Consider the following 18,570-nt stretch of genomic DNA (forward strand, 5'->3'; position numbering starts at 1 on the left):
CGCTCATCGCTTCAGATCAGGTGCTGGCCCGCACGGTCAGTTCAAACCCCACATCGATGGAGTTGGTCGCTGGTACTTGGCCTTGCATCAATGCCAGCAGCATGCGTGCTCCGGCTTCTCCCATGGCAGAGCGGGGTGTGCGCACAGTGGTCAGCGGGGGCACCATCTGGTCGCTGCCCGCCAGGTCGTTGAAGCCAGCAATGGCCACGCGCTCAGGTACCGCTATCCCAAGCCTTTGTGCTGCCAGCAGCCCGCCTTGGGCCAAATCGTCGTTGCAGAAAAAAATCGCATCCACCTGGGGGCGGGTGCGCATGATTTCCTCCAGCAGCGCAGCGCCCAGGCGAATGGATGAGGGCTCGGGGCTGAGCACTTCCAGCCTTGCGTCGTACAGACCCGCTTTGCGCAGGGTGCGTCGGTAACCCTCCGCCCGTTGCAGGGTTCGGGGGTCAAGCTGTGCTGCAGCAAAGGCAATGTGGCGATAGCCACGTTCCAGCAAATGTTCTGCCATGGCCGCTCCGGCTTCCTGCTGTGAGAAGCCCGCGCAGTACACGCCAGCGGCGCCGGTCACTTCCATCAGATGAACGCAGGGCACGCCACTGGCAGCAATCATCTGGCGCGCATTTTCCGTGCGGTCAAACCCCGTGACGAGCAAGCCTGCGGGCCGGTGTGCCAGGTAGGTGCGCAGCAGCTGTTCCTCTTCCATGGGGTCGTAGTGAGTGACACCGATGAGCGCCTGGTAGCCCAGCGGGAAGAGCACTTGGTGCACGGCGTCGAGCACATCTACAAACAGGGCGTTGGACAGCAGCGGCACCAGCACGGGCACCTGCACACTGCGCTGCGATGCCAGGGCCCGGGCAGCCGGGTCGGGTACGTAGCCCAGTTGCTGCACTGCGGCTTTCACGCGCTCCACCAGTTCCTGGGCAACGCCGCGCTCGCCGCGCAGTGCGCGGGAGGCGGTAATGGGGCTCACCCCGGCAGCCTTGGCCACTTCATTGAGGGTGATGCGGCCGCTGGAGCGTCGTTTTGTCTCGGTCTTGATCAAGGGTTTTCCCTCGGTAATTTTTGTGGTTGTGTCGTTAGGATAGCGCTGTCCAAACGGCTGGACAAGTCAACTCACCGTATTTTTGCATCTTTCTGCTTTAGTGGAGAGTGTGCTGCACACCCCTGAGCGCGTGTGCTTTTTTTGAGCTGTGATGGATAGCGCTACCAATATGTCTTCAAACCAACGTCCGGTGTTCCTTGTGGTGATGGGGGTCGCAGGCTGCGGCAAATCCAGCCTCGGGCAAGCCGTGGCTACTGCCCTGGCTTTGCCTCTCATCGAGGGGGATGACCACCATAGTGCGGACAGCCGCACCAAGATGAGCCAAGGCATCGCCCTCACAGATGCAGATCGGGAGGGTTGGCTGACCACCCTGGGCGATTTGCTCCAGTCCCACCCCCAGGGTGCAGTGCTGACCTGCTCCGCACTCAAAAAGGTCTATCGCGACCGGCTTCGCAATGCATGCCCGGCTTTGCGATTTGCCTTCTTGCGCATTGAGAAGTCGCAAGCCGAGATGCGTGTGAAGGCGCGGGCGCAAACCCACTTCTTCTCGGCAGCCCTGGTAGACAGCCAGTTCGCCACCCTGGAGCTACCGGTGGGTGAGCCGGGTGTGCTGGCTCTGGATGCCGCATTGCCCCTTGCTGCATTGCAGGAGCAGACCTGCGCCTGGATCAGCGCCAAGGAGATTGCATGAGCACTACTTCATCACCATCGACTTCTCCCTCGCCCGGGGCAGAGCACGCGCCTCCGCCCACGCCCATGGCCCGCATCACCGGCGTGCTCATGGCCGGGTGTCTCGGCGTGATGGCCGTTTCTGTTTTTACCAATGTGGTCTTGCGCTACGGTTTTGGCAGTGGTCTGCCAGCGAGCGAAGAGCTTTCACGCCTCTTGTTCGTGTGGATGGTTTTTATTGGCGCTGCAGCTGCTTACCCCACGGGTGAGCACATGGCGTTCACCAGCCTGGCGGGGTTGCTGGTGCGCAGGCCCTGGGCGTTTGCTTCGCTCACGGCCGTGATTCGTCTGCTGGTGATTGCGGCCAGTTGCATGCTGGGCTGGGGCGCTTGGCAGCAGGTGGTGGTCGGCATGGAGAGCCGCTCGGTGGTGCTGGGTTACCCGGCCGCGCTGCTGCCCCTGCCTGCTTTGCTGTGTGCTGCGGCCATTGGTGTGATGGCTTTATGGGAACTGATCCTGCGCAAGCCGCTGGATCTGGGCCACGGTGCGGAGGTGGAGTGATGTGGGGTATGACGCCTGAAGCAATGGCCTTTGTGGTCTTTTCGGTAGGCATGCTGGTGCTGATGGGCACAGGCATGAACATGGGGTTGGCCCTGGTGCTCACGGGCGCGGGCATGGCCTGGGTGCTGGATTTCTGGGATACCCAACTGCTGGCCCAGAACCTGGTGGCAGGGGTGGACAGCTTTCCTCTGCTGGCCGTGCCTTTCTTCATCCTTGCGGGCGAGTTGATGAATTCGGGTGGCATCAGCCGCCGCATTATCGACATGGCGCAGGCCTGGGTGGGTCACATCCGGGGCGGTCTGGGGTATGTGGCCATTGGCGCTGCGGTGCTCATGGCCAGCATGAGTGGATCGGCCCTGGCCGATACGGCTGCGCTGGCCACCATCTTGCTGCCCATGATGCGCCAGCAGGGCTACCCCATGAACACCTCGGCGGGGCTGATTGCCTCGGGCGGCATCATTGCGCCCATCATTCCTCCGTCCATGCCGTTTGTGATCTATGGGGTGACGACCAACACCTCCATCTCGGCGCTGTTTGTGTCTGGCATCGTTCCTGGGCTGATGATGGGCGTGGGGCTGATCTTTGCCTGGCGCTGGGTGCTGCGTGATCTGGAGCTTCCCCAAGGCCAGCCACTTCCGATGAAAGAGCGCTTGCGTGCCACCGCGCGTGCGTTCTGGGCCATGCTCATGCCGCTCATCATCATTGGTGGCATGAAGTCGGGCATGTTCACCCCGACCGAGGCCGCCGTGGTCGCTGCCTTCTATGCCCTGGCGGTCGCGCTGTTCGTGCACCGCGAGATGAAGCTGGCAGACATCCACGGCGTGCTGGTGCGTGCGGCCAAGACCACCTCCATCGTGATGTTCCTGTGCGCAGGGGCCCAGGTGGCCAGCTACATGATCACGCTGGCTGACCTACCCAATGTGCTCACCAACTGGCTGGGACCGCTGGTGCAAAGCCCGCGTTTGCTGATGGCTGTGATGATGATCGTGCTGGTGCTGATCGGCACGGCGCTGGACCTCACGCCCACCATCCTCATCTTTGCGCCGGTGATGTTGCCCATAGCCGTGAAGGCGGGCATCGACCCCGTGTACTTTGGCCTCATGTTCGTGCTCAACGGTGCCATCGGCCTCATCACACCCCCTGTGGGCACGGTGCTCAATGTGGTGGCCGGAGTGGGGCGCATCTCCATGCACAGCGTTATCAAGGGGGTCAATCCGTTCTTGCTGACCTATGTGCTGATCTTGGCGCTGCTCGTCGTTTTCCCCCAGATCGTGACAGCCCCCATTGTCTGGATGCGCTGATTCCCTTTGATTCTTTCCCTACTGGAGACAACCATGAAAACTTTCCGTCGTACCCTGCTGGCTGCCCTTTCTGTGGCTGCGCTGGCCTGTTCGTTCCAGGCAGCAGCGCAGGACTTCAAGCCCCGCATCATCCGTTTCGGCTACGGACTCAATGAGGACTCCAACCAGGGGCGTGCTACCAAGCTGTTTGCGCAGGAGGTGGAAAAGGCCTCGGGCGGCAAGATGCGCGTGCGCGCCATTGGTGCAGCCGCCCTGGGCTCAGACCTGCAAATGCAACAGGCGCTCATTGGTGGGGCGCAGGAGATGATGGTGGGCTCCACCGCGACGCTGGTAGGCATCACCAAGGAAATGGCCATCTGGGATACGCCGTTCCTGTTCAACAACGCGAAGGAAGCGGATGTGGTGCTGGACGGCCCCGTGGGTCAGAAGGTGATGGACAAGCTGCAGGAAAAAGGCCTGGTGGGTCTGGTGTATTGGGAGAACGGTTTTCGCAACCTCACCAACAGCAAGCGCCCTGTGGCCAAGCTGGAGGACATGAACGGCATCAAGCTGCGCGTGATGCAGAACAACGTGTTTCTGGACAGCTTCAAGACGCTGGGTGCAAACGCCGTTCCGCTGCCGTTCTCAGAACTGTTCACCGCGCTGGAGACCAACACGGTAGATGGTCAGGAAAACCCCTTCAACACCATTCTGTCGAGCAAGTTCTACGAAGTTCAAAAGTACCTGACCGTCACCAACCACGTCTACAGCCCCTGGATCGTGCTGGTGAGCAAGAAATACTGGGATGGCCTCTCGAAGGCCGAACAGAAGGTGCTGCTGGACGCAGCCAAGAAAAGCCGCGACTTTGAGCGCCAGGACACCCGCGCAGAGGCTGACAAGGCCCTGGCTGACCTGAAGGCCAAGGGCATGCAGGTCAATGAGCTGCCTGCCGCCGAGGCAGGGCGCATGCGCGAAAAGCTGTCGGCAGTCAACGCCAGCATCGCTGCCAACGTGGGTGAAGGGCTGTGGAAAGAAGTTCAGGGCGCTGTGGCCCAGGCACGTGCAGGCAAGTAAGCCGCCCGCCTGTAAACCGCTTGCATCCAGACCAGGTGCGGCATATCGGCATATCTGAACTGCTCGCACTTATTGCAATTGGTCACACGGGGCGCAGTCCGCAAGGGCTGCGCCCTTTCTTATTGGGGGATCTGGGAGGTGATGCGTGAGCGCAAGAGGCTGAGTTGAGGCATATCTGCAAACGCTGCGCGTCTATACCAGTTGCAATCATTCCAAGGATGGGCTGAAATCTTCCCACTCAGGTGCATTCAAGGGAGGTTGATATGACAGTGGTTGCAGAAATCCTCAAGTCCAAGCCCGATTCCACCGTATACACCGTGCGGCCCGCCGACTCGGTGCTGGATGCGCTGAGGCTCATGGCCGAAAAGGGCATCGGCGCATTGCTGGTTACGGAGAGCGAGCGCATCGTCGGCATCTTTACCGAGCGCGACTACGCCCGCAAGATTGCGCTGCTGGGCCGCACTTCTGCAGCCACCCAGGTGCGCGATGTGATGACGCCCGATGTGCTCTTTGTGCGCCCGCATCAGACCAGCGAGCAGTGCATGCAGATCATGAGCAGCCACCGCCTGCGTCACCTGCCGGTGGTGGAGGGCGAAAAGCTGGTGGGCATGATCTCGATTGGTGACTTGGTCAAGGACATCATCTCCGAGCAGAAATTCATCATTGAGCAGCTGGAGCAGTACATCTCCGGCAGCCGTTAATAGCAACTGACACAACTCCTCTGGCGTCGTTGTTCCGTGTTGCAGTACCTGATGTACTGCCTGTGACGGAACGCCTGGCCAGGCCCGCTTTTGCCGGGTTGTGTCAGCCGCTCTTAATCCATCCGCTCTTATTCCAGCTGCCTCACTTCAGCTGAAATCGCCCCATCGCCAGGCTCACCTGGTCCGCCTGTGAGCGCAGGCCTTGCGATGCGGCAGCGGTCTGCTCCACCAGGGCGGCGTTTTGCTGCGTCATGCGGTCCATGTGCTCCACCGCTTCCAGCACCTGGGTGATGCCCGATGCCTGCTCTGCACTGGCCGCGCTGATCTCCGCCATGATGCCGCTCACCCGCTGGATGCCTTGCACCAGGCCCTCAACCGCCTGACCTGCGTGGGTAGCCTGGCGTGATCCTTCATCCACCCGTTGCACAGAATCGGTAATGAGTGCCTTGATCTCATGCGCGGCCTGTGCCGATCGCTGGGCCAGGCTGCGCACTTCGCTGGCCACCACGGCAAAGCCACGGCCCTGTTCGCCCGCGCGGGCGGCTTCTACTGCAGCGTTCAGCGCAAGGATGTTGGTCTGGAACGCAATGCTGTCGATGACCGAGGTGATCTCGGAAATCTTCCGGGAGCTTTCGTGAATGCCTTGCATCAGCTGGGCCAGCTTTTGCACCTGTTCACCGCCTTGCTGCGCCTCGGCGCTGGCTTGGCGGGCCAGTGCATGGGCCTGGCTGGCGCTCTGGCTGTTGGTGTTCACCGTCTGGTTGAGCGTCTCCATGGAGGCGGCAGTTTGCTCCAGCGCACTGGCCTGCTGCTCGGTGCGGGCGCTCAGGTCATGCGTGCCGGATGCGATCTCGGTCGCCGCGGTGTTCACGCTGGCAATCGATTGCTGAATGCCCTGCACGGTCTGCGCGAGGGACCGCGTGGACTCCTGCAGCGCCTGCGCAATCTGCCCAAACTCGTCTTGCGCATGGCGCGTCTGCTTGCCGCGGTAAAAGCCCAGGTCACCTGCAGCCAGGGCGCGTGCTGCGTCCAGCGTCTCATGCACTGCCTGCTGCGCCTGGCGCACGGTAGCCACGCACACCCAGATTGACAGCACGATGGCACCGGTCAACAAAATCGCAAAATAGGCCATGAACTGCCAGGCTTGGCTAACCCGGTCGTTGAGCATGGTGTTGAGCAGTTCCTGTCCCTTGGTGATCAGCGCGAACTGCGAGTCGATGGCCTCGGTCAGGGCTGCGAAATACTCCTTGGGCGAATGGGTCAGCTCGGTCGGTGTGAGCAGTTGTTGCTCCATGGTCTGAATGGCCCGGGCTGCATCGTCTGCTGCCTTTTTCTGAAGGGAGCCCAGCGTTTGCGTCACCGCACTGTCGGCCTCTGCAGCGCGCTGCAGTAGTGCCTGCGCTTTTTCTGCCTGCAGTCTGGCCGTGGTGGCAACGGTTTGGACGGCCGCGCGGTCAGCGGCGGTCAGCTCACGTCTGGTCAGGGCTGCGGCACCCAAGCCTCGCGCTTGGCCTAGCGACTCTGTCAGGCCCGGGAGCTGGTCCAGCGTGCCAGACATCAGGTAATAGCTGGCTGCCTCGGGGTCCAGCGTGAGTGTGGAGGCATCGAGCACCTGGTAGAGCAGGCCCAATTGCGCAGTGATCATGGCCGTGTGGGCCTTGAAGCTCTCGGCTGCCTTGGTGCCGGGGGTGGTCACCAAGCGCGTCAACGCGCTCCAGTCACCCTCGATTTTCTGCGCCAGCGGGACCAGCTTGCCGCTGCCTGTGGTGGCCGCCAGTGCCTGCACCGAGCGCAGTGCCTGGGCAAAGGCCGTCTGCACTTCAACCTGCTTTTTTTCTCGCTGGGCGATGAAGTCTGCGTTGCCCGAAAGAGCACCGTTCGAAAGCCCCCGATGCTGCTGGCTGAGCTGGATCAGCTTGAGTACGTCATCGGCGGGTTTCAGGCCGGATTGCTCCAGTCGTGCAGTGTGCAGATCCTGATAGCGATCCTGCAGGACCAGCACAGAGGACATCCCGGCCAGCAGCAGGCTGGCCACACATACCAAGGCAAATTTTTGCCACAGCTTCAGGTGCGCAATCCATCCGTTCATTCAGCACTCTCCCTCACTGATGAGCAGCCCGGAGGGGCCGCCTGTGTAACGCCACCGATTCAAGAGGTCGGTTCAGGCGGCTGACTTTTCTACATGCCCCTGTCGTGTGTACAGAAAGTCGATCACGGCCTTGCGGTATTGCACGTACCGCGGGCTTTCCGCCAGCTCCACGCGGTTGCGGGGCCGTGGCAACTCCACCTGCAGCACCTCGCCAATCGTCGCGGCGGGGCCGTTGGTCATCATCACGATCTTGTCGGACAGCAGCACGGCCTCGTCCACATCGTGCGTCACCATCACCACGGTGCTTTGCGTGCGGGCCACGATCTCCAGCAGCTCGTCCTGCAGCTTGGCGCGGGTGAGGGCATCGAGCGCGCCAAAGGGCTCGTCCATCAGCAGCACCTGGGGCTCCATGCTCAGCGCACGGGCAATGCCCACGCGCTGCTTCATGCCGCCCGATATTTCGCCGGGCCGCTTTTGCCCCGCGTGCGTCAGGCCCACCAGCGCCAGGGCGGCGTCCGTACGGGCCTTGAGCTGGGCTTTGCTCTCTTTTCCGCCAAACACGCGCTCCACCGCCAGGTAGATGTTGTCAAAGCAGGTGAGCCAGGGCAGCAGCGAATGGTTCTGGAACACCACCGCACGCTCGGGGCCAGGCCCTTTGATTTCCTTGTTGGCGCAGATGAGCGCGCCGCCTGTGGGCGTGGTCAGTCCGGCAATCAGGTTCAGCAGCGTGGACTTGCCGCAGCCCGAGTGACCGATGAGCGCCACAAACTCGCCCTTGGCAATGGTGAGGTGGATGTTGCGCAGCGCAGGAAACACGCCCTTGGCTGTTTTGAAGGTCTGCTCCACGCCCTGGATTTCGATGAACTTGCTCGACATCGACGCATGGGGTGCGCTGGAGAGCGCCGTGCCGCTGGCTGTAGTGCTGGCCGTCGTGGTGGGTGCGCTGCTCATGATTTCACCTCTTCAAATGTGAAGGCTGTAGCCAGCTTGATGAGTGCAAACTCCAGCAGCAGCCCGACGATGCCGATCACGAAGATGGCAATGATGATGTTCTTGACGTTGAGGTTGTTCCACTCGTCCCACACCCAGAAGCCGATGCCTACGCCGCCGGTCAGCATCTCGGCCGCCACGATCACCAGCCAGGCGGTGCCCACGGCCAGGCGCACGCCGGTCAGCATGTAGGGCAACACGGCAGGGAAGAGAATCTTGGTGGCAATCTTCCACTCCGACAGTTGCAGCACGCGGGCCACGTTCATGTAGTCCTGCGGCACGCGCTGCACGCCCACGGCGGTGTTGATGATCATGGGCCAGATGGAGCAGATGAAGATGGTCCAGATCGCCGCGGGGTTGGCTCCCTTGAAGACCAGCAGGCCGATGGGCAGCCAGGCCAGTGGCGACACGGGCCGCAGCAGGCTGATGAGCGGGTTGAACATGCGCGAGAGGAAGGTAAACCGCCCGATCACGAAGCCCGCAGGGATGCCCACCAGCGCCGCCATGCCAAAGCCCACGGCCACGCGCTGCAGGCTCATCAGCACGTTCCAGCCTACACCCTGGTCGTTGGGACCGTTGCGGTAGAAGGGGTTGCTGAACACTTCCACTGCCTGCCCCCAGGTCTCCACAGGGCCAGGAATGCTCTTGCCCGTGGAGGCGGACACCATCGACCAGATGGCCAGCAGCAACGCGATGCCGCAGGCAGGGGGCAGCACAGCCATCCAGAAGTTGCGCGACCATGCGGCCATGTCACGGCCTGCAGGCGATGTTGCTGCCGGTGTCGTAGCCGCTCTCACCGCCGGTGTTGCAGCCTGCGGGGCTTTGGATTCATTTGGGCTTGTAGTGCTCATGGATAAAGCGCTAGGCGCTATGGAAGTTGTAGCTTTGATGGCTGTATGGGCGCTGGCGCTGCCGGACGCGGGTGCCTCCAGCGGCGTGTGGAAGACTGCACTGACCATGGCGATCTCCTGTGGTGAACGATGGACGTTGAAGCGGCGGGCCGGTGCGTTGCCGCGTCAGGCCTTGATGGCGAAGCTGTCTGCGTATTTGGCGGGGTCCTTGCCGTCCCACACCACGCCATCCATGAGCTTGCTGGTGCGCATCGCATCCTTGGGCGCGTTGATCTTCATGGCGCTGGCGACGGACTTGTACAGGTCCACCTGGTTGACCTGCTTGGCCACCGCCAGGTAGTCGGGGTGGCTCTTGAGCAGGCCCCAGCGCTTGTGCTGCGTGAGGAACCACATGCCGTCTGACAGATAGGGGAAGTTCACCGCGCCGTCGTTGAAGAACTTCATGTGGTTGGGGTCGTCCCACGTCTTGCCCAGGCCGTTCTGGTAGCGGCCCAGAATGCGCTGGTTGATGGCATCCACGCTGGTGTTCACATAGGCCTTGCCCGCCACCGTCTCGGCCATCTTCATCTTGTTGGAGAGGCTGGCGTCAATCCACTGGCTGGCCTCCAGCACGGCCATCATCACGGCGCGGGTGGTGTTGGGGTATTTCTTGACGAACTCGGCCGTGGTGCCCAGCACCTTCTCGGGGTGGTCCTTCCAGATATCCTGCGTGGTGTTGGCCGTGATGCCAATGCCATCCATGATGGCGCGGTGGTTCCAGGGTTCGCCCACGCAAAAGCCATCCATGTTGCCCACGCGCATGTTGGCCACCATCTGCGGGGGCGGCACGGTGATGAGCTTGGCACCCGAGAGCGGATTGATGCCCGCAGCCGCCAGCCAGTAGTGCATCCACATCGCGTGGGTGCCTGTGGGGAAGGTGCCCGCAAAGGTGTATTCGCGCTTTTCCTTGGCCATGAGCTTGGCCAGGCTGGGGCCATCCACCGCGCCCTTGTCTGCCAGTGCTTTCGAGAGGGTGATTGCCTGCCCATTGTTGTTGAGCGACATGAGCACGGCCATGTCTTTCTTGGGGCCAGCGGTGCCCAGGTGCACGCCGTACACCAGGCCGTACAACACATGGGCAAAGTCCAGCTCGCCATTGACCAGCTTGTCGCGCACGCCCGCCCAGCTTGCCTCTTTGGTGGGGATGATGGTGACGCCGTACTTCTTGTCAAAACCCAGCACCGAGGCCATCACCACGCTGGCGCAATCGGTCAGCGGGATGAAGCCGATCTTGACTTCCTTCTTCTCCGGCGCGTCTGATCCCTGGGCGTGGACAAGGGCGCGCAGCGCGGGGCTGACCCCCACTGCACCCACAGTGGCCGCTTGCAGCACGGTGCGGCGATGGAGGCTGGTCTTCAACAAATCGGTCATGGCACTTCCCTGTAGGCGAGTGAGGAAAAACGGCGAAGAAAACAAAAAAGGCGTCCTCACGCCTGGCCCCGGCTGCAGTTGCAGACGGTGGTCAGGGTGGGGACGCCTCTGTCCTTGTGGCTGCATCGGCCCTCCGTTGGGCTTTTGCCGCCAGTGCCAGACCTTCTTTGGCCTGGTGCCATGGCTTATGCAAGCTGTGTGCCAGTTTGTGATGTGTGGAGTTTGCTATTTATTTGATAGCTTCTTGCGCTTATCCAGCAAGAGCTACAGGCATTTTTTATCTCAACAAGGTATGTCTCGCGGTTGCGCCTGGCAGGGCGAGTGCATGCACGTGACTTGTGCGGTGCACCAATGCGGGTTTGGCAGAGCTCTTACCCCAGCAGGTCCATCACATCCAGCATGCGCTGCGCCACCTCGGCCAGCTTCAGGCCCTTGTCCATGGCTGTCTTGCGCAGCTTTTCGTAGGCCTCTTTTTCACTCAGGCCCTGGCGCTGCATCAGCAGGCCCTTGGCGCGGTCAATGGTCTTGCGGTCTTTCAGTTCGGTGCGTGCGTCCGCCAATTCGGCTCTCAAGGCCTGCTCATGCTGAAAGCGGGCCATGGCCACATCCAGAATGGGGCGGATGCGGTGCGGGGCCAGGCCCGCCACGATGTACGCACACACGCCGGCGGCCACAGCGTCCTTGACGTGGGAGGTGTCCTCGTCGTTGGTGAACATCACGATGGGCCTGCGTGCGTCGCGTGTGGCCATCACCACATGCTCCAGTGCATCGCGCGCTTCGCTCTCGGCGTCCACGATGATCAGATCGGGTTGCAGCTGCGCCAGCCGGTCGCTCAGAAAAACGTCGGCAGGCAGGGTGGCAACCAAGTTGAAGTTGTTCTCCAGCAGGCCAATGCGCAGGGCCCGCGAACGCTCGGCCTGCAGCACCGCATGGTCGTCGCCCGGGTCGGCCACATGCAGGTCGGGCGCTACCACCACAATCCGTAATGCCTCATTCATGCCGCTGATGCAAGCAAGATGCACGCCACATTTTGGTGCACTGTTGCGGTGCGCCATCGGCGTGCAGCGCTTGCCAGCATTGGCGGGGCCCGGAATTTGCTAATAGTTGTAACCAGTGCCGTCGCTGCAGCCTGCCTGACCCGGGCGGGCGCTGGCGCGGACTGTGGGGCAGGGCATACCCTGTGGCGCTTCCGTGCTGGCGCTTCTATACCTCCTGCCACTTTGAAATCACCCTTTATCAAGGAGCTGTTTGCATGATGAATTCCATGGCACGCCGCCGTTTTTCCTGGGCCCTGGCACTGTTGCCCACCCTTGTGGGGGCCGCAATCCTGTCGGGCTGCAGCAAGGTGCCAGACACCATCAAGATCGGCGTGGCACAGCCACTCAGCGGTCCGCTGGGGGCTTTGGGGCAGGACTTGCTCAACGGCGTCAACCTGGCTGTGCAAGAGCTCAACCGCGACGGCTACACGGTGGATGGCAAGCGCGTGACGCTGGAAGTGGTGGCGGTGGACGACAAGGCCGATGCCGCCACCGGCAAAACCGTGGCCCAGCAACTGGTGGATGGCGGTGTGGTGGCCGTCATTGGCCACCTGAATTCGGGCGTGAGCATTGAGACCGCGCCCATCTACGCGGCCAAGGGCATACCGCAAATCGCCATCTCCACCAACCCCAAATTCACACAGCTCGGCTTTGACACCACCTTCCGCATGGTGGCCAACGACACCTTGCAGGCCCGTGCCATTGGCTCCTTTGCCGCGACACAGCTCGGCGCGGCCCGCTACGCAGCGCTGGACGACGGCACACCCTACGGCAAGGGCCTGGCCGATGGTGCAGCCGCTCAGCTCAAGTCCGAGAACAAGGAGGTCGTGATCCGCAAGTCGTTTGACGACAAGACCGTGGAGTTTGAGGCCTTGGCAGGCGAGCTGAGGGCCGCCCGCGTGGAGGTGATCGTCTCCACCCTGAACGACTTCCAGGCGCTGGCGCTGCTCAAGGAACTGCAGAAGATCGGCTACACCCGCGTGCGCCTGCTGGGGGGCGACACGGTCAAGACCACCGACATGACCAAGGGGGCCGGGCTCATCGAAGGCGTGTACGCCACCTCGCCCGTGCTGGAGGCCAAAGAGTTCACCACCGGCAAACCGTTTCTGGAGAAATACCTGGCGGCCTACAAGAAGCCGCCCGCCTACGGCGGTCACTACAGCTACGACAGCACCTACGTGCTGAGCGCCGCCATCCAGAAGGCCAAGTCTGCCGACCCCAAAGACATCACCAAAGCCCTGCACGCCATCAACGGCTACGCCCCGGTGATCGGCACCATGAGCTGGGACGACAAGGGCGAGCAACGCTACGGCGCGGTAGGCGTGTACGAACTGCGCGGCGGCAACTGGGAGCTGCGCATGCGGTCTGACCGCTGGTAGACGCGCGGTGGATGCCCTGGGCAGCGGGATGCTCGTCCAGGGGTTTTACACTCGGCGCATGAGTTTGCTGATCCTGGGTATTGAATCTTCCTGCGACGAGACCGGCGTGGCGCTGGTGCGTTCCACTGGCACCAATGTGCCCGTGCTGCTGTCCCACGCACTGCACAGCCAGATTGAAATGCACCAGGCCTATGGCGGCGTGGTGCCAGAGCTGGCCAGCCGCGACCACATCCGCCGCGTGCTGCCACTGGCCACCCAGGTCATGGACTATGCGCACCACACCCTGGCTGATGTGGATGTGGTGGCGTACACGCAGGGCCCGGGCCTGGCTGGTGCTTTGCTGGTGGGCGCGGGCGTGGCCTGCGCATTGGGTGCGGCCCTGGGCAAGCCCGTGCTGGGGGTGCACCACCTGGAGGGGCATTTGCTCTCGCCCTTTTTGAGTGCCGACCCGCCCGAGTTTCCGTTTGTGGCGCTGCTGGTGTCGGGCGGCCACACCCAGCTGATGCGGGTGGACGGAGTGGGGCGCTACGAAATTCTGGGCGAGACCATTGACGACGCAGCGGGCGAGGCGTTTGACAAATCCGCCAAGCTCATGGGCCTGGGCTACCCCGGCGGGCCTGCCTTGTCGCGCCTGGCGCAGCAGGGCGATGCCACGGCTTTCAAGCTGCCCCGGCCACTGCTGCACAGCGGCGATCTGGATTTTTCTTTTGCCGGGCTCAAAACCGCGGTGCTGACCCAGGCCAAAAAGCTGGGCGACGACCTGGAAGCCCGCAAGGCCGACCTGGCTGCCAGCACCGAGGCAGCGATTGTGGAAGTGCTGGTGAAAAAGACCCTGGCGGCCCTGAAACAAACAGGCCTGAAGCGCGTGGTGGTGGCCGGTGGCGTGGGGGCCAACCGGCTGCTGCGCCAGCAGCTCAACACCGCTTGCGAGAAAAACCGCGTGCGCGTGCATTACCCCGAGCTGCACCTGTGCACCGACAACGGCGCCATGATTGCCATGGCTGCCGCCATGCGCCTGCAGGCCGGGCAACAGCAGGCCAACACAGCCTACGCCTTTGACGTGAAGCCACGCTGGCCGCTGGATGCGATCACAGCACCTGCAGCCTGATTCTTGTACAGGTGTTTGCTATCAAAAAGTGAGCTGCTTGCGCTTGATGGATAAGCGCTGCAGCCCATTTTTTCTCAAAACGGATAGTGCCGTGGTGCCGTCTGCACCGTGATCCAGCGCAGTTCGGTAAACGCATCAATCCCCGCCTTGCCGCCAAAGCGGCCATAGCCCGAAGCCTTCACGCCGCCAAAAGGCATCTGTGCCTCGTCGTGCACCGTGGGGCCGTTGACGTGGCAAATGCCCGATTCGATGCGCCCGGCCACCTGCCAGGCACGTGCCACATCGCGGCCAAACACGGCGGCCGAGAGGCCGAACTCGTTGTCGTTGGCGCAGGCCACGGCTTCCTCCACACCGTTGACCCGCACGATGGCTTTGACCGGGGCGAAGGATTCCTCGCGGTAGATGTGCATCGCAGGCGTCACATGGTCCAGCAGCGTGGCGGGCATCAGCGTGCTGTGGGCCTTGCCGCCGCACACCAGCGTGGCACCCTTGGCCAGGGCATCGTCGATGAGGGCGTTGCAGCGGGTGACGGTGGCCTGGTCCACCACCGATCCCAGCACCACCGGCCCCTTGCGCGGGTCGCCCAGGGGCAGGCTGGCAGCGCGTGCGGCCAGCTTGGCCACAAACTCGTCGGCCACTTTCTGGTCAACCACGATGCGCTCGGTGGACATGCAAATCTGCCCCGAGTTGGCGAACGCGCCAAACGAGGCTGCAGCCACGGCGGCGTCCACATCGGCATCGTCCAGCACCACCAAGGGGGCCTTGCCACCCAGCTCCAGCACCGCCTGCTTGAGGTATTTGGCGCAGGTCTGCGCAATGATGCGGCCCACTTTGGTGGAGCCCGTGAAATTGACGCGCCGCAGGGCAGGGTGGGCCACCATGGCCTCCACCACGGCTCCAGCGTCAGCGGGGGCGTTGGTCACAAAGTTCACCACGCCCGGCGGCAGCCCGGCTTCTTGCAGCGCCTCGATGATCAGGCCGTGCGTGGCGGGGCACAGCTCCGAGCCTTTGAGCACCACCGTGTTGCCGCAGGCCAGCGGTGTGGCAATGGCGCGCACACCCAGAATCACCGGCGCATTCCACGGCGCAATGCCCAGCACCACGCCCGCTGGCTGGCGCACCGCCATCGCCACCGAGCCCGGCACGTTCGATGGAATCACCTCGCCATTGATCTGGGTGGTGATGGCTGCGGCCTCCAGCAACATGTCGGCCGCCAGGTGCACGTTAAACCCCGCCCAAATGCCGGATGCGCCGGTCTCGGCTGCCATGGCTTGGGCGAAGGCCTCGGCCTTGGCCTCCAGCGCATGGGCGGCTTTCATCAGCAGGGCGCGGCGCTCGCCCGGCCCCAGGGCGGCCCAGGCGGGGAAGGCCGTGGCTGCAGCATCCACTGCAGCCACGGCATCGGCCACCGTGGCGGCAGGTGCGGTGGTGGCCACGGTGTGGTCCAGCGGGTTGCGGCGTTCAAACGTTGCGCCGTTGGATGCAGCGCGGGGTTGTCCGCCAATGAGCATGGAAATGGTTTGCATGGATGCGTCTCCTGGGTATCTGTTGCAGCAATGCTATGTAAGCGCGGTGCTACTTGCTTGTCTCACAGCGCACGGGCGTGTTGACTGGTAGCGCACGTCCGCTAGGGATATCCCTTGCCACTTGGGTGCAATGGCTTTGGCATGCGGCCCATAATCCATCAGCCCTTTGAACAGGTTCAATGTCCAAACCATGCCTGCCGAAACCCGTCTGACCACCGACAACCTTGCACCGCAGGACAGCGCGCTGGCCTGGCGCGACTGGATGGCCTCGCTGTTTGATGGGCTGGAGTCTGACCTGTACGGCGACACTGGCTTTGACGGCCACCTGCACAGCGCCTGGGCGGGTGATGTGGTGCTGACGCAGCTGGAGGCCAACCGCCACCGTGTCATTCGCCGCCCCCGCGCGGCCCGCGCCAGTGCGCAGCGCTATCTCAAAATCGTCGCCCCATGGCACGGCCAGGCCGTGGTGCAGCAGCACGGGCGGCAGGCGCTGGTGCAGCCCGGTGGCTGGGCCATTTACGACACTTCGGGCAGCTATGAAGTCGCCAACCCCCAGCGCATCCGCCACCTTATCGTGATGGTGCCCACCCATTTGCTGACCCAGCGGGGCCTGCATCTGCCGACGCTGATGGGCCGCACAGTGGGCGGGGCCGCAGGTATCTCGCGTGTAGCGCTCGATGCCATGCGCAGCACCTACCAGGAGCTGCCCAGCATGACCGCCGAGGCCGCAGCGGGCGCGGGGCGCATGATTGGCGAGCTGGTGTGCCTGTCGCTGCAGGAGCTGGCCGGACACGCGCCCGCCCCCGCATTGCAAGCCGCCTTCAAAGACCGCATCCACGCCTACATCGCCCAGCACCTGCGAGACCCCCAGCTGAGCATTGAGCGCATGGCCCAGGCCCTGAACTGCAGCAAGCGGCACCTGCACAACGCCTTTGCCAACGCCGACACAACCCTGGCCGAGTACATCCTGCAACGCCGCCTGCAGGCCTGCATGGATGAGATGCGCCAGCCCGAAAGTCGCCACCGCACCATCAGCGAAATTGCCTTTGGATGGGGCTTCAGCAGCAGTGCGCATTTCAGCCGTGTGTTCCGGGCGCGGGTGGGGGTGTCGCCTACGGAGTTTCGATCAACGGCCTTGGACTTGGCCGCTGGTCTGCAGTCGGATTAAGAGCGGCTGACACGCTCCCACTCGGTATCGTTGTCCCGTAGCCTGCGCTTAGCCCGCAAGGCCGCACACATCGGGGCGCAGCTTGGTGATGCCCCGAGCGCAGGGGCGCGCTGCCTGGAAACTCAGTTTGCCGTTGCATGGTTTCTTTACCAAAGCTTGACGCAAGAGTCTTCAGCCTGACAACGGAAACCGGGACAATGGATGTTGTTGAGAATGATTGTCAAATACATCCATGAAGTTTTCGTTTTCCCATCCGCAGGGCCTGCCCGTGCGCGGGCACTCCGCCCCGCGGCAGGCCGGTGTCCTGTTGGCACTGGCATCGGCCCTGGTGCTGGCGGGTTGCAGCAACTTGCGTTCCTCCGATGCCCCGCTACCAGCAGTGGCCGTACCTGGGGGCTGGTCGGTAGCCCCTGCCGGCAGCGTTGCCACGCCCTTGGCCCAGTGGTGGAGCCGTATGGGGGATGCGGAGCTGACGGCGCTTATCACCGAAGCGCTGGCGGCAAACACTTCAGTGCGCAGCGCGCAGGCGGCGTTGCAGCAGTCGCGGGCGTTGGTGGATGTGCAGGCGGCCAGCACATTGCCGCAGGTCGGGGCATCGGCCTCGGCGCAGCGCAGCCGGGCCTCGGGCAGCACGGGCAATACCTACAGCGCCGGGTTTGATGCCAGCTGGGAGCCCGATGTGTTTGGCCGTGTGCGTGCGGGGGTGAAGGCCACTGAGGCCGATGCCCGTGCGGCCGAGGCCAGCCTGGCGGATGTGCAGGTGTCGCTGGCGGCTGAGGTGGCGGTGAATTACATCGAGCTGCGTGGCCTGCAGCAGCGCTTGCAAATTGCGCGCAGCAACCTGGCCAGCCAGCAAGAGACGCTGCAGATTACCCAGTGGCGCTTGCAGGCAGGGCTGACCACCTCGCTGGTGGCAGAGCAGGCCCGTGCGGCGGCTGAGCAGACGGCGGCGCAGATACCGGCTTTGCAAAGCAGCCTGGCCCAGTCGCGCCACAGCCTGGCGGTGCTGACGGGCCAGCCCCCTGCAGCGCTGGACCAGCGGCTGGAGGCTGTGGCGACCGTGCCGCTGCCCCCTGACGACCTAGCCCTGGACATACCGGCCCAGACACTGCGCCAGCGCCCCGATGTACGCGCTGCCGAGCACCGCGTAGCTGCTGCCGTGGCGCGTGTGGCGCAGGCCGATGCGGCCCGCTACCCCGACTTCTCGCTCAGCGGCACGCTCGGGCTGCGGGCGCTCACGGTGGGTGCGCTGACAGCGGGCAATGCGGTGACGAGTTCGCTGGCGGCGGGTATGACGGCGGCGCTGTTGGACGGCGGCGCAGCGCGTGCCCAGGTGCGATCGCAAGAGGCCGCACTGGAGCAGGTGCGGGGGGCTTACGAATCCGCGGTGCTGACAGCCCTCAAGGACGTGGAAGACGCGCTGGTGGCCCTGCAAGGCGACCGCGAACGGCTGCAGCGCCTGCAGGCCGCGGCAGAGGCAGCGTCCAACGCGGCATTGCTGGCCCAGCAGCGTTATGCCAGCGGCTTGATTGACTTTGCGACGGTGCTGGAGACACAGCGTACCCAGCTGTCCGCGCAGGACAGCGTGGCCTCGACCGCTGCCAGCGTGGCGGCCGACCATGTGCGCCTGTACAAGGCGCTGGGTGGTGGCTGGCAGTAGCGCGGTAATGACACGGCAGCAGCAC

Annotated in this window: 16 protein-coding genes; 9 read left to right on the plus strand and 7 right to left on the minus strand. The window is 63.4% G+C overall.

Annotation, left to right across the window (positions count from 1 at the left end):
* Positions 1-16: 16 nt before the first annotated feature.
* Positions 17-1,042: a LacI family DNA-binding transcriptional regulator gene (locus AACH87_RS09075; protein ID WP_338798484.1), complete on the minus strand. Its 1,026-nt coding sequence runs from the start codon at positions 1,040-1,042 to the stop codon at positions 17-19.
* A gap of 169 nt (positions 1,043-1,211) precedes the next feature.
* On the opposite strand from AACH87_RS09075, the gene AACH87_RS09080 reads away from it, so the two are divergent.
* The 5 genes from AACH87_RS09080 (at position 1,212) to AACH87_RS09100 (ending at position 5,327) form a co-directional block, all read left to right on the plus strand.
* Positions 1,212-1,733: a gluconokinase gene (locus AACH87_RS09080; RefSeq protein WP_338798485.1), complete on the plus strand. Its 522-nt coding sequence runs from the start codon at positions 1,212-1,214 to the stop codon at positions 1,731-1,733.
* A gap of 65 nt (positions 1,734-1,798) precedes the next feature.
* Positions 1,799-2,272, plus strand: a complete 474-nt coding sequence (locus AACH87_RS09085) for a TRAP transporter small permease subunit (RefSeq protein ID WP_338798897.1) — start codon at positions 1,799-1,801, stop codon at positions 2,270-2,272.
* Between the two features lie 8 nt (positions 2,273-2,280).
* Entirely contained in the window at positions 2,281-3,573 is a 1,293-nt protein-coding gene (locus AACH87_RS09090) for a TRAP transporter large permease subunit (RefSeq protein ID WP_338798486.1), read from the plus strand.
* 33 nt (positions 3,574-3,606) lie between these two features.
* Positions 3,607-4,626, plus strand: a complete 1,020-nt coding sequence (locus tag AACH87_RS09095) for a TRAP transporter substrate-binding protein (protein ID WP_338798487.1) — start codon at positions 3,607-3,609, stop codon at positions 4,624-4,626.
* Between the two features lie 263 nt (positions 4,627-4,889).
* Positions 4,890-5,327 (plus strand): CBS domain-containing protein, encoded by a 438-nt coding sequence (locus AACH87_RS09100; protein ID WP_338798488.1) that lies wholly within the window; start codon positions 4,890-4,892, stop codon positions 5,325-5,327.
* A gap of 142 nt (positions 5,328-5,469) precedes the next feature.
* Here the strand turns inward: AACH87_RS09100 and AACH87_RS09105 are convergent, their stop codons facing one another.
* The 5 genes from AACH87_RS09105 to AACH87_RS09125 form a co-directional block, all read right to left on the minus strand.
* Entirely contained in the window at positions 5,470-7,416 is a 1,947-nt protein-coding gene (locus AACH87_RS09105) for a methyl-accepting chemotaxis protein (RefSeq protein WP_338798489.1), read from the minus strand.
* 72 nt (positions 7,417-7,488) lie between these two features.
* Positions 7,489-8,292: an ABC transporter ATP-binding protein gene (locus tag AACH87_RS09110; protein WP_338798898.1), complete on the minus strand. Its 804-nt coding sequence runs from the start codon at positions 8,290-8,292 to the stop codon at positions 7,489-7,491.
* 71 nt (positions 8,293-8,363) lie between these two features.
* Positions 8,364-9,365: a nitrate ABC transporter permease gene (ntrB, locus tag AACH87_RS09115; protein ID WP_338798490.1), complete on the minus strand. Its 1,002-nt coding sequence runs from the start codon at positions 9,363-9,365 to the stop codon at positions 8,364-8,366.
* Positions 9,366-9,422: 57 nt separating this feature from the next.
* A complete protein-coding gene (locus AACH87_RS09120) occupies positions 9,423-10,667 on the minus strand; it encodes a CmpA/NrtA family ABC transporter substrate-binding protein (protein ID WP_338798491.1) in 1,245 nt (414 codons plus the stop codon).
* 371 nt (positions 10,668-11,038) lie between these two features.
* On the minus strand, positions 11,039-11,665 hold the full coding sequence (locus AACH87_RS09125) for an ANTAR domain-containing protein (RefSeq protein WP_338798492.1): 627 nt from the start codon (positions 11,663-11,665) through the stop codon (positions 11,039-11,041).
* 254 nt (positions 11,666-11,919) lie between these two features.
* On the opposite strand from AACH87_RS09125, the gene AACH87_RS09130 reads away from it, so the two are divergent.
* Positions 11,920-13,083, plus strand: a complete 1,164-nt coding sequence (locus AACH87_RS09130; protein WP_338798493.1) for a branched-chain amino acid ABC transporter substrate-binding protein — start codon at positions 11,920-11,922, stop codon at positions 13,081-13,083.
* A gap of 58 nt (positions 13,084-13,141) precedes the next feature.
* Positions 13,142-14,191, plus strand: a complete 1,050-nt coding sequence (tsaD, locus tag AACH87_RS09135) for a tRNA (adenosine(37)-N6)-threonylcarbamoyltransferase complex transferase subunit TsaD (RefSeq protein ID WP_338798494.1) — start codon at positions 13,142-13,144, stop codon at positions 14,189-14,191.
* Positions 14,192-14,265: 74 nt separating this feature from the next.
* On the opposite strand, the gene AACH87_RS09140 is transcribed toward tsaD, so the two are convergent.
* Complete coding sequence (locus tag AACH87_RS09140; protein ID WP_338798495.1) at positions 14,266-15,717, minus strand: aldehyde dehydrogenase; 1,452 nt, start codon at positions 15,715-15,717, stop codon at positions 14,266-14,268.
* Between the two features lie 190 nt (positions 15,718-15,907).
* Here AACH87_RS09140 and AACH87_RS09145 point away from each other — a divergent pair, with 190 nt between their 5' ends.
* Both AACH87_RS09145 and AACH87_RS09150 read left to right on the plus strand, forming a co-directional pair.
* Positions 15,908-16,885 carry a helix-turn-helix domain-containing protein gene (locus tag AACH87_RS09145; RefSeq protein ID WP_338798496.1) on the plus strand — a complete coding sequence of 326 codons (978 nt, stop codon included), beginning with the start codon at positions 15,908-15,910 and terminating at the stop codon, positions 16,883-16,885.
* A 232-nt stretch (positions 16,886-17,117) separates the two neighbouring features.
* A complete protein-coding gene (locus AACH87_RS09150) occupies positions 17,118-18,545 on the plus strand; it encodes an efflux transporter outer membrane subunit (protein WP_338798497.1) in 1,428 nt (475 codons plus the stop codon).
* Positions 18,546-18,570 lie beyond the last annotated feature (25 nt).

Origin of the sequence: Acidovorax sp. DW039 (genome assembly GCF_037101375.1) — a bacterium.
Lineage (GTDB): Bacteria > Pseudomonadota > Gammaproteobacteria > Burkholderiales > Burkholderiaceae_C > Acidovorax.